Genomic DNA, 16,188 nt, shown 5'->3' with positions numbered 1-16,188 from the left:
CAATGGTAGTAGGAGATTTCCCAATTGAATTAGATACAGTCGTTGTTGGTGCAGGTCCTGGTGGATACGTTGCGGCAATTCGTGCAGCACAATTAGGTCAAAAGGTAGCAATCATTGAAAAAGCTAACCTTGGTGGCGTATGCTTAAACGTTGGATGTATTCCTTCAAAAGCGTTAATCAATGCAGGTCATCGTTATGAGAATGCAATGCATTCTGATGACATGGGTATCACTGCAGAGAACGTAAAAGTTGACTTTACAAAAGTTCAAGAATGGAAAAACGGCGTAGTTAAGAAATTAACTGGCGGTGTTGAAGGCCTTCTTAAAGGTAACAAAGTTGAAATCATTCGCGGTGAAGCTTACTTCGTAGATGCTAATACATTACGCGTTATGACTGAAGATGCAGCTCAAACTTATACGTTTAAAAATGCTGTTCTTGCAACTGGTTCTACACCAATCGAAATTCCAGGATTCAAATACTCTAAACGTGTTATCAACTCTACAGGTGCTTTAAGCTTACCTGAAATTCCTAAAAAACTTGTTGTAATCGGCGGCGGTTACATCGGTATGGAATTAGGTACTGCATATGCTAACTTCGGTACAGAAGTTACTGTAGTAGAAGCTGGCGACGAAATCTTAGCTGGTTTCGAAAAAGCTATGAGCTCTGTTGTTAAACGTGCTCTACAGAAAAAAGGTAACGTAAATATCCATACAAAAGCTATGGCTAAAGGCGTTGAAGAAACAGAAACTGGCGTAAAAGTTAGCTTTGAAGTTAAAGGTGAAATCCAAACTGTAGAAGCAGATTACGTATTAGTAACTGTAGGTCGTCGTCCAAACACTCAAGAAATCGGTCTTGAGCAAGTTGGAGTTAAAATGACTGACCGCGGCATCATCGAAATCGATGAGCAATGTCGTACAAATGTACCAAACATATATGCAATCGGTGATATCGTTCCTGGACCACCATTAGCTCACAAAGCTTCTTACGAAGGTAAAGTAGCTGTAGAAGCAATTAGTGGCCATGCATCAGCTATCGATTACATCGGAATTCCTGCAGTATGCTTCACTGATCCAGAATTAGCATCTGTTGGTTACACTAAAAAACAAGCTGAAGAAGCTGGAATGACTGTAACTGTATCTAAGTTCCCATTCGCTGCTAACGGTCGTGCATTATCATTAAACAGCACTGACGGTTTCCTACAACTTGTAACACGTAAAGAAGATGGCCTTCTTGTAGGTGCTCAAGTTGCAGGTGCAGGTGCTTCTGATATTATCTCTGAGATTGGTTTAGCTATCGAAGCTGGAATGACAGCTGAAGATATCGCTCAAACAATCCATGCTCACCCAACATTAGGTGAAATCACAATGGAAGCAGCTGAAGTTGCTCTTGGAATGCCAATTCACATTGTAAAATAATTTAATTAATAAAAATAGCCCCTCTCTTATTGTAAGAGAGGGGCTATTTTTATTTTCATCAAATGACTTGCAAGGTCTTTAAACGTACTTGTCGAATGAATATATAATACTTTAACAAATGATTCATGCGTAATTTACTTCAAAGGTAATATGTATCATCCTATAATATGTAATTGATTCAAACTTAACCCCATATATTAATAAAATAGAGCATGTCAAAGGAGAAGGTTCCATGAAAATATTACATGTTATATTTTATCATTTACTACTATGGAGTGGCTTTTCCACTGTGTTAACATTATCGAATGGTGATAAGCTTCATTATAAAGTCATTCTTTTTTTCGTATTCCTGTATTTAGCCTATGTAATAGCATATTTTGTATTACACGTAAGAAAGCAAGCTTTATTTCTTACATGTTCGAATTGTATACTATTTTTAATCATATTATCTATTTTTTAAATTAACGTTTATAAAAATACATTGTTCTTCCATTAAATAATTGTAACTCTCCTTCTAATTTCTTCGCTAAAAAACGGCAAAATTCATTTGCTTTCCCTTTGTCACCATATGTTGCATTAGGTGGTAAAGAAACTTGGATGAAAGATTGTTCATTTTCTATACCAACACCAATATAAATTGAGTCATACCGGTCGTGATTGGATTGAAGTTTTAATGTTGTTGTAGATGTATCTAAAATTTCATAAGGAAAAGCGGTATTTGTATACGTGTAATTAATTTGGGCCCCAGTTTTATAAGTAACTGTTTTATAATAATGAAAAAGTTGTTTTATATCATCTATTGAAACAGATTGTTGATTGGATTTAGGTACAAGCGTAATAAAGGCATGTTGCATAGAACTTCCCCCTAACTTAGTAGAATACTATCATTCTACATCCTACTGAATTTTTTGACAATTAAAAGGAGTATTACATGTTTTGTTTAATATACTAGTAATGAAACGTGATGTAGAAAGGTGGAAACCAATGTTTGAAAAATTGTATGATGAGCATGAAAGTGTGAAGGTACGATTTTTAGGGTTTATGACACATGATACACGTTATGATTTTGGTGTTATTTATACAAATATGTTTTTTGGAAAGCCGCTCATTGTTTGTATGCAAACAGGAAGGTCTACTTTACTCGGACGAGATGATGTAGAGAATGTTCAATATATACAGGAGATTTTTAAATTAGGATCAGAAGAGGAAGCAAAGGAGTTAGCTCAGTTTTTCAAATTTCTAGTTCCGTCAACTTCTTTACATGCGGAATATGAAGAATAATTAATGTGAAACAGTCGTACTTATAAATATGGCTGTTTTTTTATTTTAATATCGCATACTAATTTAAATTTAAAATATTTAATGTGTTATACTAAAAACCTATTGACGTAAAAAGTATAACATATTAAAATGAAGACAGAAAGTTAAGCGGTTACAAAAAAGTTTTTGGGATTATAAACTTAGGGGGAAATGAAAAATGGGAACAATCGTATGTCAAGATTGTGAAGGTACAATTGCACACTTCGAAGATGAGAAAGTAACGGTACTTTACGGGAAATGTGGATCTTGCGGATGTGATCACACAGAGCATACAAAAGCCCAATAATTGATAGGAAATGGACAGCTAAAAGTTTTTAGGACCATAAACTTAGGAGGAAATGAAAAATGGGAACAATCGTATGCCAAGTATGTGAAGGAACAATCGGACATTTTGAAGATGAGAAAACGACGGTACTTTACGGAAAATGTGGAACAAATTGTGACTGTGCTAGAAAAGATAATGCGAAAGCTTAATGATAAATAAATAGATTACTATTAAAACTCAGGGGGAAATGAAAATGGGAACAATCGTATGCCAAGTATGTGAAGGAACAATTGGACATTTTGAAGATGAAAAATCAACAGTACTATACGGGAAATGTGGATCTCATTGCGAATGTGACCATAAAGAACATACAAAAGCTTAATAATAAGAAAAAGCGCCTACATGTGTAGGCGCTTTTTTTAATAAATTGTAGTTGTATGGCCAACTGTTGCAACGATTGCATCATCTCTAATTGGAATAAAGCTTATGGATGTCTGTGGTGTACTAGAAGAAGCGTATTGGCTCATTATACGGCTATCGATACGGGTAATAGTATCGGTCAAGAAAGCTGAAATAAAAGCGTAAGGGACTCGTCGTTCATTTAATGAATAAATAATTTCTTCTTTTGTTTTTACACCTACGCCATGTCCGTAAAAAAAGAAATTTCCTAAATAGATTGTGTTTTCTCCTTGCCACTCAATCGTAGCTGGATTCACTTGTGGGTTTTTAAAGTAAACGAGGTCACCTGGAACAAGATCGCCACCGGTTTTTGTTATGAGCCTTAGATCTTGATCGTAGTCCCATGTATAAAGTAAAAGGTTTGCAAATAGACGATTGAAAGTTTCTTCCTCATACAATGATAATAAAGCTTTATAAAAAATAATGATCATAGCGGTTGCGCATTCAGTTCCATATAGTTTTCCGTTTTTGAAAATATCTTGTATGGCAATAGAAGGTGGTATGTTTGGAAGAAGCTCGAATCCTCCAAGGGACGTTCTTTTCCAATACTGGGGGTTGCAAAAGGATTGTTGAAATGTGCGAAACTGAAATCCACTTTGAAAAAGTTCTAGTGCAGAGATAATAATATTAACTCGTAAATTGAGATCAAAGCTGAGTTCATCAGCTGTTCGGAAGGAATAAACTTCTTGATTTCCTGCCATTATTGATAAAATTTGTTGTTTCTCTGCTGCAAATGGCTCATATTCATTTGTAATATAAGGATGTACAATAGAACGGCCTATTACAATCATAATAGTATCCCCACCTATACGTTACATTCTTTAGTATCGTATGAAGAATAGGAAAAAAGGTGAAAAAAAAGCCTATCAACTGATAGGCTTGTACTCTTTAATAACACGTAATGTTTGTAATGTCATATCTTCAGGACCTTGTACAGGTAAACCTGCTTCTAAGTTTTTACGAATATACTCTAAGTTTTCTTGTGTAATAATTTCCCCCGGAGTAAAGATTGGAATCCCTGGCGGATAAACCATAACAAAATCAGCTATAATACGACCCGCTGCATTTTCAAATGGAATGACTTCTGTTTCCGAATAAAAAGCATCTCGAGGAGAAAGTGCTAGCACTGGAATTTCTGGAATCTCTACTTGTACTTGAACACCTTTATCTGCCCTATTTCTAAATGTTGCTGCTAAATCTTGTAATGCTGCAATAAGTGTATTTGTATCACTTTCTGTATCTCCCAAAGTGATAAGACATAGTATGTTGTATAGATCTGAGAGTTCTACTTCAATGTTATATTTCTCTCTAAGCCATACTTCAGCTTGGTGGCCGGTAATACCTAAATCTTTTACAGATACAATTATCTTTGTAGGATCATAGTTAAAGGTAGCATCTGTACCTAACATTTCTTTTCCAGGACAGTAAAGATGCTCAATAGAATTTATAGCATCACGAACATGTTCAGCTAATTGTATTGTTTGTGCTATGAGTGCTGTTCCTTCTGTAGCAAGACGTTTTCTGGCAACATCAAGGGATGCTAACAAGATGTAAGAAGTTGATGTAGTCGTAAGCATGCTAATAATAGATTGGACATGCTTTACATTCACCAAGCCTTCTTTCACATTAAGAATAGAACTTTGAGTTAAAGAGCCTCCTAATTTGTGAACACTTGTTGCTGCCATATCTGCACCCGCTTGCATCGCTGACATCGGCAATTCATCGTGAAAATGAATATGAACACCATGAGCCTCGTCGACTAGTACAGGGATGTCATAAGAATGTGCTAATTGTACAATCTGTTCTAAGTCTGCAGCAAACCCAAAGTACGTTGGATTAATAACAAGTAAGCCCTTTGCATCTGAGTGCTCTTCAAGTGCTTTTTTGACAGATTGAATTGTGATTCCATGAGAAATACCGAGCTTCGGATCGATTTCAGGATGCATGAAAATCGGTTTTGCACCTGAGAAAATAATAGCTGACATTACTGATTTATGCACGTTTCGTGGTACTAGGATTTTGTCACCAGGACCGCAAACGCTCATCACCATTGTCATAATAGCGCCACTTGTACCTTGAATAGAAAAGAAAGTATGATCTGCACCGAATGCAGCGGCTGCTAAATCCTGTGCTTCTTTAATCATACCTTTTGGATGATGTAAATCATCGAGTGGCGCAATATTAATTAAGTCAATTGCTAATGCATTATGCCCAATAAATTCGCGAAATGTAGGATCCATGCCCTGTCCTTTTTTATGACCAGGAATATGGAATTGAATTGGATTTCGCTTACTGTGCTCAACTAAAGCGGTAAACAATGGTGTTTCGTATTGGGACAATCTATACACCCCTTCTTCTTCATAATATTTAGTATAATTTGTTTTATATAATCCTGCTCTAAAAAAGGTAAGTCTTTTTTTAGAATGAGGCTTGTTTTTCTGCCATTCAAAAAATCGTTTTTGAGATGGTAGCTTCACTTTATTTTCTATAAAACAAAAGCATTATATCACCAATAATTATAGATGTATAGAAAAAAATGTTTTTAAGGTGAGTATGTTTAATAGTTAGCCTCAACTAATGAATAGAGGAAGACAATTCCATTAAAATGAATAAATAGTGTATAATGCAGAGTGGCTATAATGAATAATAAAATATTCTCTTTAAGATAGCATAATGAAACAAGAAGAAATGATAAATGGGGTGCGAAATGGAATATCAATATCCGTTAGATTATGATTGGTCAAATGAGGAAATGGTTATAATTGTGAAGTTTTATGAAGCAATTGAGAAAGCTTATGAAAAAGGAATTATAAGAGAAGAATTAATGGGTTTATATCGTCGCTTTAAAGAGATTGTTCCATCGAAAGCAGAAGAAAAGAAAATTGATAAAGAGTTTCAAGAAGTAAGTGGATACTCTATATATCGTGCTATTCAAAGAGCAAAGGAAGTCGAAGAACAAAAGGTTGTAAAAATGTAAAAAATATTTTGAAAAATAAAAACTGAAGTGATATAATGTGATAACAACTAAAAACGGACAATATAAATTGTCCGTTTTCTACTATCGATTACAAAGTGCATATAAAGGAAGGAGTGATTGCATCGTAGATTCAATCTTAGCAAGGAATTGTTCGTTGGTCATTGCTGAAAACTCCTCTGGTGATATATGAATACCAACTAATAATTCTGCTTTTTTTACAGTAGCTAGTCGTTCAATCATCTTTTGTAAGTCTTCGGTTTCAAGTGTTTTATGTAATTTCACACTTGGTTTAGTATGGTCAATGGACCAAACGAAGTCATTTGGAATATTTGTTTTTAAATCATTTAAATGTTCTAAGAAGGCATGAGCCGTCTCAACTTTTTGTGGACACTCATAGATTAAACCAAAGTATATGAAGGCATGAGTACCCCATAAGCCGATTTGGAAATGCGGTAGCATTTTATATCCTCGTTTATTTGTTGAAAAAGCAACCCAAGTATCGTTTGGTGGATTGACTTTGCGACGTGCGTGTTTTGCAACATGATAAAAAAAGTTCTCATCAGTGTGTTGGGATAAGTATTCTGCAAATTGTTCCCCTAAAGCTTCTAGCTTAGGATGAATGTTCGTTTTAATTGCACTCATTCGTTCTTCGAGACCATCAACTGTAAAGACATCAAAATCAGTTGACTTGAATGTTTGTATTGTCATGATTGTTCCTCCAACTCCTATTTTGCTTTTATTTTAGCATAGCTTGTACTATTCATAAAAAAAACAGCACAAAAAAATTTAAATAAAAAAATATAATTTTGTTGCATAGATGATTTATCCAACATAGTATAGTATAAAACAAAAAATCAGAAAATTGAATTAATTCTAGTCCGAGGGCAGACGAATATTGGGAGGAGGCAAATAATATGAGACAGGTGATTAATGCGTTAAAGAGAACAGATGCCGAAAAGAGAATACCGGTGCTACGTTTGGAGCTAGATTATGAATTAGCAACTTTATATGATGCGATGATGGAAGATGATAAACAGAAAAAAGAAGAGTGTGTACAAAAGTTAGAAGTGTTAAGACTTGAAATGATTCGTTTAGAAGCGTAATAATAGTATATGTATAAAAAATTAGTTGGTGCGAACCTTATAAAGGGTTCGTTTTTTCTGTGAACAGTAAAGATCGGAGTGTTTAAACATGCAAGAAGTATGGAAAGACATCGATGCACACGCCAAACGGTGGATTCGGGATGCAGGAGAGCATTTAATGGCATCCATGAAAAAAGCACTTATTATAGAAACAAAATCCAATGCAGCTGACTTAGTGACAAATATGGACCGAGAGATAGAACAGTTTTTAATTGGGAAAATTAAAGAAACATTCCCGAATCATAATATTTTAGGAGAAGAGGGTTATGGAGACGAGATAACGTCTTCTGACGGGGTTGTTTGGTTAATTGATCCAATTGACGGCACGATGAACTTTGTTCATCAAAAAAGAAATTTTGCAATTTCAATGGGGATTTATGAGAACGGTATCGGAAAGATTGGACTTATTTATGATCCAGTACATGATGAACTATATCATGCAGTCAAGGGATCTGGAGCTTTTTGTAATGATATATCAATTCCTCCATTGGAAAAAGGAACTGTAGAGCAAGGTATTGTAGCTTTAAATGCGATATGGCTTACAGATAATCCATTGCTTAATATGGAAAGTATGATGGCACTTGTTAAGAAAGCAAGGGGCACGAGATCGTATGGCTGTGCAGCGTTAGAGATGGTGTACGTTGCAACAGGAAGAATAGATGCATATGTAACGCCGAGATTATCACCATGGGATTTTGGCGGAGGACAGATAATTGTAGAAGAAGTTGGAGGGAAGGTAACGACATTCTCTGGAGCGCCACTTTCTATCATAGAGAAGAGCAGTGTGCTAGTTGCAAAACCAGGAGTGTATGAAGAAGTGTTATCTTTTATATCAGAGCCACAAAAAAAGTAAGAGGCTATGTATAAGCTTCTTACTTTTTAGCGTTATTGTGATTTGCGCATTTTTCTTTTTGTTACAAAACCGTATCCAACTGCAACAAATGTACCGATAATGCAAATAATAATACCGATTGGACTATTTTCAGCAATCATAATGCCGATACCGATTAAGAAAATAACACCGATAATTGCGGTTAATAAAAAGCGATATTGAATGTGTTCCATTTCTTCACCCTCCAATCTCATTTTACTTTCACAAAAGTAAGAATACAACTATATTTTCATTCTTGCTTTTATTTTAATTGCTATTGTATCCCCTTCGCTCTTATAATAGAGAAGGATTAAAAAGACATTAGGAGTTGGACATGTTGAAAAAACGACAAGATTTACGTAATATAGCAATTATTGCCCACGTTGACCATGGTAAAACAACACTTGTTGACCAGTTATTACGTCAAGCGGGGACATTCCGTGCGAATGAACATATTGAAGAACGCGCAATGGATTCAAATGATCTAGAGAGAGAACGCGGTATTACAATTTTAGCGAAGAATACAGCGATTCACTATGAAGATAAAAGAATTAATATTTTAGATACACCAGGTCACGCTGACTTCGGTGGAGAAGTAGAACGTATCATGAAAATGGTTGATGGTGTTCTACTTGTTGTTGATGCATATGAAGGTTGTATGCCACAAACACGATTTGTTTTAAAGAAAGCTCTTGAGCAAAACTTAACTCCAATCGTTGTTGTAAACAAAATTGACCGTGACTTCGCTCGCCCTGATGAAGTAGTTGATGAAGTAGTTGACTTATTCATCGAACTTGGTGCAAACGAAGATCAATTAGAGTTCCCAGTTGTATTTGCATCAGCAATGAACGGAACAGCAAGCTTGGATTCAAATCCGGCAAATCAAGAAGAGAATATGAAATCATTATTCGATACAATTATCGAACATATTCCAGCACCAGTTGATAACAGTGAAGAGCCACTTCAATTCCAAGTAGCACTTCTTGATTACAACGACTACGTTGGACGTATTGGAGTTGGACGCGTATTCCGCGGTACAATGAAGGTTGGGCAACAAGTTGCTTTAATGAAAGTTGACGGAAGTGTAAAACAATTCCGCGTAACGAAATTATTCGGTTACATTGGATTAAAACGTCAAGAAATTGAAGAAGCAAAAGCTGGAGATTTAGTAGCTGTTTCAGGTATGGAAGACATCAACGTAGGTGAAACGGTATGTCCGGTTGAGCATGAAGAGGCTTTACCATTATTACGTATTGATGAGCCAACGCTACAAATGACATTCCTTGTAAATAACAGCCCATTTGCAGGTCGTGAAGGTAAATTCATTACATCTCGTAAAATTGAAGAGCGTCTTCGTTCACAATTAGAAACAGATGTAAGTTTACGTGTAGATAATACAGATTCTCCTGATGCATGGATCGTATCTGGACGCGGGGAACTGCATTTATCTATCTTAATTGAAAACATGCGTCGTGAAGGTTATGAACTACAAGTATCTAAGCCTGAAGTAATTATTAAAGATATCGATGGCGTAAGATGTGAACCTGTAGAGCGCGTACAAATCGATGTTCCTGAAGAGTACACTGGTTCTATTATGGAATCAATGGGTGCACGTAAAGGTGAAATGTTAGATATGGTGAATAACGGAAACGGTCAAGTTCGCCTTACTTTCATGGTTCCGGCACGTGGTTTAATTGGTTACACAACAGAATTCCTAACATTAACTCGTGGTTACGGTATTTTAAACCATACATTCGATTGCTACCAACCAGTACATGCTGGACAAGTGGGTGGACGTCGCCAAGGTGTTCTAGTTTCACTTGAAACAGGAAAAGCATCACAATACGGCATTATGCAAGTTGAAGACCGTGGTGTAATCTTCGTTGAACCAGGTACAGAAGTATATGCTGGTATGATTGTCGGAGAACATACTCGTGAGAACGACTTAACAGTTAACGTTGTGAAAATGAAACAACAAACTAACATTCGTTCTGCGACGAAAGATCAAACTTCAACAATGAAGAAACCACGCCTAATGACTTTAGAAGAATCATTAGAGTACTTAAACGATGACGAGTTCTGTGAAGTAACTCCAGAATCAATTCGTCTGCGTAAAAAGATTCTTGATAAGAGTGAGCGCGAAAGAGCTGCTAAGAAAAAGAAATCTGTTGAAGCGTAAAAACAAAAAAACAACGACCTTTTATAAAGGTCGTTGTTTTTTATTATGTTTATTTTTTAGAATATTTACTCTTTTTTGTGGACAGTATTTTTTTTGCGAGTTACTCTTGTATTAAGTGTATAAAGAAAATTGTATTTTACTGCTAGGGGGGAAGAGTGTGTTAGAAAGGATGTCTTTTTTTGCGAAATTGTGTAAGGTAGATGAAAATCCAGAGTTAGGAATGTGGTTACTTTATGGGACGATTATTATATTAAGTGCTCTCGTCTATAATTTAGGGTTTGCTAGAAAGTTGTCTGTACTTAAAAATATTGTGATATACATATCATTAGCAATTGGATGTACAGTATTAACCTTTTTTGCTGTATTTTTACCCGTTGGAGAAGGACTTGTTGTAGCGGCAATTGTACTTGGGATTTATAGATTACGTTTGCGTCAAGCGAAACAACAAAAAGCAGGATGAGGAAGGGGGAGTTTTTATGCGTTCAGTACAAGATGCACTATATAATTGGTTAACAATTAAAACAGTTGCTGAAGCACGTCCAGATGATAGTGCTGCAAAAGAAACGTATTTGTTATTTCAAAATATGATATATGAAGAACATAAATTAAAAAATGTGGAAGTCGAAAAGAACGAGGAGATGTATTTAATTACATATGAAATGAATGGGGAAAGGAAGTCTGCAAGGTTTCCGCTAGAAGCCATTGATTGTTTTTTGGATCAGATGAATCGTGAACCAGAAAAATATAAATAAGTCCTTATCTATATGAGTAAGGACTTATTTACATTTTACCAATCGTCTTCGATTTTTTTATCACGATATAATCGGAAATTACCACTTGCATGACGTTCCATTGTACGTTCTGCAATTCGTTCCGAACATTCCATGCACATATATGTATGAATAGGGCGATTACGCAGTTTTTTTGCCATAGGATTTTCATCATCTAACATATCTTTTTTATCACAAATCATACATTTGACTCTCATTTCGTCACCTCAATACGAATTCTATCAGTATAAGTATATCATGGAAGTATAATGTTTTTGAATAATAGTGGGAAAAAATAATATTTTCGCAATTCAAAAAATAAGTTATGATAAGGATATACCAAGTATGTTTGGAGGTGAAAATATGGCGAATGTAGTAGAGCCTACCTTAACAGAGGATTTAGTACAAACGTTGCGTAAAGAGTGTATTGTTATGATAGCAACGACAGATTTCGAAAAACAAGTTCCTAACGTAAGTGCTATTTCTTGGGTGTATGCAGTGAGTAAAACTAGTATTCGATTTGCAGTAGATCAACGTTCACGTATTGTGGAAAATATCCGGCATAATACAGGTGTGGTATTGACTATAATGGCGAATGAATCCGTATTTTCCATAAGTGGTGCAGGTGAAATTTTGACAGATAGAATGGAAGGTATTTCTTTAAAATTAACTGTAATAGAAGTAAATGTGCAAGAAGTGCGTGATGTTATGTTTTATGGAGCGAAACTTGCAATTGAACCAACATATGAAAAAACATATGATCTTCGGGCAGCGAAAAAGCTGGATAACGAAGTGCTAGTAGGGATAAGAGAATTATAAAGATGCTAAATAAGAAATTCGTTTATTCACTTTTGTAATCGGTTATTGTGATTTAACGTTAATAATTATAATAAAAGGTAATATATTGAATAGAAATGAATAAAGAATAAATAAAAGGTTTAATGACTATGATTTTCGATTCTACCTCGTTTACACGGTACATATAATTATAACAATGGTTCGTCCATATTTTATGGATGAAACCCTTGTTCTACAAATTTAAAAGTGGAGTCAGGGGGTAACAGGTTGGATAAAATTTATGTGTTAGATACGAATGTACTTTTGCAGGATCCTTTATCTATTTTTTCATTTGAAACCAATGAAGTAGTGATTCCAGCAGTTGTATTAGAAGAGGTTGATTCGAAAAAACGTTATATGGATGAAGTAGGACGAAACGCTCGTTATGTATCTAAGTTAATAGATAAATTTCGTGAAATAGGAAAGCTGCATGAAAGTATCCCGCTAGAAAACGGCGGAACATTTCGTATTGAATTGAACCATCGTTCATTTGTGCAACTACAAGATATTTTTGTAGAAAAAACAAATGATAATCGAATTTTAGCTGTAGCAAAAAATCTATCTTTAGAAGAACAGGAAAAAGAGGACGGGAAGTCTGTTATTTTAGTAAGTAAAGATGTACTCGTAAGGGTAAAAGCTGATGCAATTGGTTTGAAGGCTGAAGATTATTTAAGTGATCGCGTAATTGAAGTAGAAAATATATATTCTGGCTTTTTAGAAGGATATATATCAAAAGAACAATTGGATTATTTTTATGAGAAAGGTGAATTGCCTCTATCTGAAATTGCGAATCATCCTTTTTATCCAAATCAATTTGTAGTAATGAAAGATGCATTGGGGGGCTCTAGTTCTGCGCTTGGCATCGTGGATCACTTAGGTAAGAAGGTAAAGAAACTTATTTTTCACAATGAACAAGTGTGGGGGATACGACCACGAAACGTGCAGCAAATCATGGGATTAGAATTGTTGCTTCGTGAAGATATTCCGCTTGTAACGTTAACAGGGAAAGCCGGCACAGGAAAAACGTTACTTGCATTAGCTTCGGGACTTATGCAAACAGAAGACTTAGGGTTATATAAAAAATTACTCGTTGCAAGACCGATTGTCCCAGTCGGAAAAGATATCGGTTATTTACCAGGAGAAAAAGAAGAAAAGTTAAGACCATGGATGCAGCCAATTTTTGATAACCTAGAGTATTTATTTAATACGAAAAAGCCAGGAGAGTTAGATGCTATTTTAGCTGGAATGGGTTCGATTGAAGTAGAAGCCCTTACTTATATACGCGGGAGAAGTATTCCAGATCAGTTCATTATCATTGACGAAGCACAAAATTTAACAAAGCATGAAGTGAAAACGATACTAACTAGGGTAGGGGAAAAGAGTAAGATTGTATTGATGGGAGATCCTCAGCAAATTGATCACCCATATTTAGATGAATATAATAATGGCTTAACGTATGTTGTAGAGAAGTTTAAAGAACAGCGCATTAGTGGTCATGTGAAGTTTGTTAAAGGGGAGCGATCTAATTTAGCTCAACTAGCAGCAGATTTATTGTAAAAAGGAGTGAGCTTAAGCTCACTCCTTTTCTTTAAATAATTGTAAATTTACGGATGTTCCGGATTGGATTTTGTTGATTAGATCCATCATTGAAATAGAGATGAACAGGTCCGTCTTCTTTTAATGGTTTTCCTTCTTTTGAAAAGCCTAGTATAGCATTTTTGACAGTTTCTAATGGAAGTGTCATTGTATGATCTACCGTTTCAATTTCAACTTGCGTAGCGTCCTCTAAAATTTCAGCGTTAGCAAGGAATGGATGAAATGGTATACCAAATGTTCCAGTAATCAGCTGTTCTTTTTTATATTTCTTCACACTTTGTTGTATTGGAGGAAAAGCGGCACCATCACGGATTTCGCGATCCCAATGTTCTGAAGTGTTTTTTAAATAAGTTTCTAGTTCAGACGTGTTTTCTCTAGTTTCATCAAAGTAAGTTGTCAAATCTACTTTTCGATCGTCAAAGATCCAAACAGTTGGATCAATAGTGATTGGAAAACGTACTTTTCCGTTAATAAATAAAATTTCGCTCATTGTTGTTCCCCCATTTGTGTTATACTCCCACTTTTCAGTATAATAGTATTAGACACTGTTGTCACAAAAAATGTTTCTATTGCAATTTATGAAAACTATCGCTAATATTAATAGATAGGATAGAGGAGAGTAGGACGGAAACGGAGGGAATCAATTTGGCGTCTGAGACAGTAGCAAATCATCAGGAAAAGGCACTAGCCCTTCTACAAGCGGATGCAGAGAAGATTTTAAGACTTATTAAGGTGCAAATGGACCATCTTACAATGCCGCAATGTCCATTATATGAAGAAGTGTTAGACACACAAATGTTTGGACTATCCCGCGAGGTCGATTTTGCAGTTCGCCTTGGTCTTATTGCAGAAGAACAAGGGAAAGCAATGTTAGGTGAGCTCGAACGTGAGTTATCTGCACTTCATGAAGCGTTTACAAACAAACAACAATAACGGGTTCAAATAAGGGGGCTCAAACTAAATTAGTTTGAGCTTTTTATTTGTATAATAAAGCAGGAAGAATCAATGTACATATGGAATACAACAATAATTAAATTGAAACAGAAAGAGGAAATGAAATGAAAAAAGTATGGAAATCAATGGATTATTCATTATTACTTCCTCTTGTTATCTTATGTGTGCTGGGAGTAATAATGGTATATAGTTCTAGTTCCATTGCTGCGATTTCGAGGCATAACTGGCCGGCAAATTACTTTTTTAAAAAACAATTAATAACTTTAGCTATTGGAACGGTATTGTTAGTAATTGTAGCCTCGTTACCTTATAAGTTTTGGAGGAAACGAATAATTTTATCGGCGATGGGGCTAGGGAGTATTGCTTTACTAGCAGCAGCCTTGATTTTTGGTAAGGAAATAAATGGTGCAAAAGGTTGGATATTAGGTATACAGCCCGCTGAATTTGTTAAACTATCGATTATTATAATATTAGCTCGCTTTTTTGCAAGAAGACAAGAGACAAATACACCTGTTTTTAAAGGGTCGGGACTTACACTTGGTTTTGTTGGAATGGCAATGTTTTTAATTTTAAAGCAAAATGATTTAGGTACCGATTTGTTAATTGCAGGAACAGTAGGAATTATGTTTCTTTGTTCAGGAGTACGGATTAATTTATGGATTAAACGAATTGTTTTAACTTCTATAGTATGGATTCCAGCGCTATATTTTCTGGCTAATTATAAATTAAGTGGGTACCAAAAGGCCCGTTTTTCAGTTTTTCTTGATCCATTCAATGATCCTCAGAATGATGGATTCCAATTGGTAAATTCTTTTATTGGAATTGCTTCAGGAGGGCTAAACGGTCGAGGATTAGGAAATAGTGTGCAAAAATATGGATATTTACCAGAACCGCAAACAGATTTTATTATGGCTATTATATCTGAAGAGTTAGGTTTTATTGGTGTAGCTATTATTTTAATTTGCTTGCTACTTATTATTATTCGTTCATTCAGGATTGCTCAAAAATGTAAAGATCCGTTTGGAAGTTTAATTGCAATCGGAATTGCAAGTTTAATGGGAGTACAAACTTTTGTTAATGTTGGTGGTATGTCTGGATTAATACCGCTTACGGGAGTACCTTTACCGTTTATTAGTTATGGCGGGAGTTCCTTAATAGCTAATCTACTTGCGATGGGAATACTACTTAATATTGCTAGTCATGTAAAACGAGAAGAGAAACAGCAGAATGAGGGAATAAAAGAAAGAGAACAAAATGGACCACATCTTGTAGTTGTAAAATAAAAACACATTGTGCTTTAGAGCATGATGTGTTTTTATTTTTAAGTAGTTTTAAATGTGATGTATTAATTTCTCTTTTAGTTAAAAAATGTATCACATTAGTTAAAATGTGATATACAATTA

The 16,188-nt window shown here is 35.2% G+C and carries 23 protein-coding genes; 16 read left to right on the top strand and 7 right to left on the bottom strand.

Annotated elements, in window-relative coordinates:
- Window positions 1-2: 2 nt before the first annotated feature.
- Window positions 3-1,415, top strand: a complete 1,413-nt coding sequence (gene lpdA / locus MHI26_RS20480; RefSeq protein WP_000260104.1) for a dihydrolipoyl dehydrogenase — start codon at window positions 3-5, stop codon at window positions 1,413-1,415.
- A 232-nt stretch (window positions 1,416-1,647) separates the two neighbouring features.
- Window positions 1,648-1,875 carry a hypothetical protein gene (locus MHI26_RS20475; RefSeq protein WP_000697473.1) on the top strand — a complete coding sequence of 76 codons (228 nt, stop codon included), beginning with the start codon at window positions 1,648-1,650 and terminating at the stop codon, window positions 1,873-1,875.
- Between the two features lies 1 nt (window position 1,876).
- Here MHI26_RS20475 and MHI26_RS20470 read toward each other — a convergent pair whose 3' ends face one another.
- The gene (locus MHI26_RS20470) at window positions 1,877-2,269 is read right to left on the bottom strand and encodes a DUF1885 family protein (protein ID WP_061666352.1); all 393 of its coding nucleotides are present in this window, start codon (window positions 2,267-2,269) and stop codon (window positions 1,877-1,879) included.
- A gap of 130 nt (window positions 2,270-2,399) precedes the next feature.
- On the opposite strand from MHI26_RS20470, the gene MHI26_RS20465 reads away from it, so the two are divergent.
- The 4 genes from MHI26_RS20465 to MHI26_RS20450 all read left to right on the top strand — a co-directional run bounded on the left by MHI26_RS20465 (window position 2,400) and on the right by MHI26_RS20450 (window position 3,382).
- Entirely contained in the window at window positions 2,400-2,696 is a 297-nt protein-coding gene (locus tag MHI26_RS20465; protein WP_000462038.1) for a DUF3055 domain-containing protein, read from the top strand.
- Between the two features lie 196 nt (window positions 2,697-2,892).
- Window positions 2,893-3,021, top strand: coding sequence for a GapA-binding peptide SR1P (locus tag MHI26_RS20460; protein WP_000536778.1), 129 nt, complete (start codon window positions 2,893-2,895; stop codon window positions 3,019-3,021).
- A gap of 59 nt (window positions 3,022-3,080) precedes the next feature.
- On the top strand, window positions 3,081-3,209 hold the full coding sequence (locus MHI26_RS20455) for a GapA-binding peptide SR1P (RefSeq protein ID WP_000536803.1): 129 nt from the start codon (window positions 3,081-3,083) through the stop codon (window positions 3,207-3,209).
- 44 nt (window positions 3,210-3,253) lie between these two features.
- Window positions 3,254-3,382, top strand: a complete 129-nt coding sequence (locus MHI26_RS20450; RefSeq protein WP_000536796.1) for a GapA-binding peptide SR1P — start codon at window positions 3,254-3,256, stop codon at window positions 3,380-3,382.
- Window positions 3,383-3,419: 37 nt separating this feature from the next.
- On the opposite strand, the gene MHI26_RS20445 is transcribed toward MHI26_RS20450, so the two are convergent.
- Together MHI26_RS20445 and speA are read right to left on the bottom strand one after the other, a co-directional pair.
- Window positions 3,420-4,250, bottom strand: coding sequence for a protein-glutamine gamma-glutamyltransferase (locus MHI26_RS20445; RefSeq protein ID WP_000635339.1), 831 nt, complete (start codon window positions 4,248-4,250; stop codon window positions 3,420-3,422).
- Window positions 4,251-4,325: 75 nt separating this feature from the next.
- The gene (gene speA / locus MHI26_RS20440) at window positions 4,326-5,798 is read right to left on the bottom strand and encodes an arginine decarboxylase (RefSeq protein ID WP_061666353.1); all 1,473 of its coding nucleotides are present in this window, start codon (window positions 5,796-5,798) and stop codon (window positions 4,326-4,328) included.
- Window positions 5,799-6,166: 368 nt separating this feature from the next.
- Between speA and MHI26_RS20435 the strand changes: the two genes are divergently transcribed.
- Window positions 6,167-6,436: a UPF0223 family protein gene (locus MHI26_RS20435; protein WP_061666432.1), complete on the top strand. Its 270-nt coding sequence runs from the start codon at window positions 6,167-6,169 to the stop codon at window positions 6,434-6,436.
- A gap of 81 nt (window positions 6,437-6,517) precedes the next feature.
- Here the strand turns inward: MHI26_RS20435 and MHI26_RS20430 are convergent, their stop codons facing one another.
- Window positions 6,518-7,144, bottom strand: a complete 627-nt coding sequence (locus MHI26_RS20430; RefSeq protein ID WP_000155318.1) for a YktB family protein — start codon at window positions 7,142-7,144, stop codon at window positions 6,518-6,520.
- A 206-nt stretch (window positions 7,145-7,350) separates the two neighbouring features.
- On the opposite strand from MHI26_RS20430, the gene MHI26_RS20425 reads away from it, so the two are divergent.
- Both MHI26_RS20425 and MHI26_RS20420 read left to right on the top strand, forming a co-directional pair.
- Window positions 7,351-7,539: a hypothetical protein gene (locus MHI26_RS20425; RefSeq protein WP_001250164.1), complete on the top strand. Its 189-nt coding sequence runs from the start codon at window positions 7,351-7,353 to the stop codon at window positions 7,537-7,539.
- Between the two features lie 88 nt (window positions 7,540-7,627).
- Window positions 7,628-8,431 (top strand): inositol monophosphatase family protein, encoded by an 804-nt coding sequence (locus MHI26_RS20420; protein WP_001158707.1) that lies wholly within the window; start codon window positions 7,628-7,630, stop codon window positions 8,429-8,431.
- Between the two features lie 32 nt (window positions 8,432-8,463).
- Here the strand turns inward: MHI26_RS20420 and MHI26_RS20415 are convergent, their stop codons facing one another.
- Entirely contained in the window at window positions 8,464-8,643 is a 180-nt protein-coding gene (locus MHI26_RS20415) for a DUF5325 family protein (protein WP_000400123.1), read from the bottom strand.
- Between the two features lie 140 nt (window positions 8,644-8,783).
- Between MHI26_RS20415 and typA the strand changes: the two genes are divergently transcribed.
- From typA to MHI26_RS20400, 3 genes are all read left to right on the top strand, one after another.
- Window positions 8,784-10,628 (top strand): translational GTPase TypA, encoded by a 1,845-nt coding sequence (gene typA, locus MHI26_RS20410; RefSeq protein WP_000914752.1) that lies wholly within the window; start codon window positions 8,784-8,786, stop codon window positions 10,626-10,628.
- 157 nt (window positions 10,629-10,785) lie between these two features.
- Entirely contained in the window at window positions 10,786-11,088 is a 303-nt protein-coding gene (locus tag MHI26_RS20405; protein ID WP_000893662.1) for a YlaH-like family protein, read from the top strand.
- 16 nt (window positions 11,089-11,104) lie between these two features.
- On the top strand, window positions 11,105-11,380 hold the full coding sequence (locus MHI26_RS20400) for a hypothetical protein (RefSeq protein WP_001258140.1): 276 nt from the start codon (window positions 11,105-11,107) through the stop codon (window positions 11,378-11,380).
- Between the two features lie 35 nt (window positions 11,381-11,415).
- On the opposite strand, the gene MHI26_RS20395 is transcribed toward MHI26_RS20400, so the two are convergent.
- Complete coding sequence (locus MHI26_RS20395) at window positions 11,416-11,616, bottom strand: YlaI family protein (RefSeq protein ID WP_002082250.1); 201 nt, start codon at window positions 11,614-11,616, stop codon at window positions 11,416-11,418.
- Window positions 11,617-11,761: 145 nt separating this feature from the next.
- On the opposite strand from MHI26_RS20395, the gene MHI26_RS20390 reads away from it, so the two are divergent.
- Together MHI26_RS20390 and MHI26_RS20385 are read left to right on the top strand one after the other, a co-directional pair.
- Complete coding sequence (locus MHI26_RS20390) at window positions 11,762-12,217, top strand: pyridoxamine 5'-phosphate oxidase family protein (RefSeq protein WP_000024597.1); 456 nt, start codon at window positions 11,762-11,764, stop codon at window positions 12,215-12,217.
- 246 nt (window positions 12,218-12,463) lie between these two features.
- Window positions 12,464-13,792: a PhoH family protein gene (locus MHI26_RS20385; protein ID WP_000358083.1), complete on the top strand. Its 1,329-nt coding sequence runs from the start codon at window positions 12,464-12,466 to the stop codon at window positions 13,790-13,792.
- Window positions 13,793-13,823: 31 nt separating this feature from the next.
- Here MHI26_RS20385 and MHI26_RS20380 read toward each other — a convergent pair whose 3' ends face one another.
- Window positions 13,824-14,321 (bottom strand): hypothetical protein, encoded by a 498-nt coding sequence (locus MHI26_RS20380; RefSeq protein ID WP_001289809.1) that lies wholly within the window; start codon window positions 14,319-14,321, stop codon window positions 13,824-13,826.
- Between the two features lie 155 nt (window positions 14,322-14,476).
- Here MHI26_RS20380 and MHI26_RS20375 point away from each other — a divergent pair, with 155 nt between their 5' ends.
- The gene (locus MHI26_RS20375; protein ID WP_000135694.1) at window positions 14,477-14,764 is read left to right on the top strand and encodes a YlaN family protein; all 288 of its coding nucleotides are present in this window, start codon (window positions 14,477-14,479) and stop codon (window positions 14,762-14,764) included.
- Window positions 14,765-14,889: 125 nt separating this feature from the next.
- Window positions 14,890-16,068, top strand: coding sequence for an FtsW/RodA/SpoVE family cell cycle protein (locus MHI26_RS20370; protein WP_000758399.1), 1,179 nt, complete (start codon window positions 14,890-14,892; stop codon window positions 16,066-16,068).
- The last annotated feature ends 120 nt before the right edge of the window (window positions 16,069-16,188 follow it).

The sequence above is a fragment of the Bacillus sp. FSL K6-1218 genome (assembly GCF_038006445.1).
Taxonomy (GTDB): Bacteria; Bacillota; Bacilli; order Bacillales; family Bacillaceae_G; genus Bacillus_A; species Bacillus_A thuringiensis_S.
Note: the sequence above shows the minus strand (reverse complement) of the source record. Positions and strands in the feature narration are given on the sequence as shown.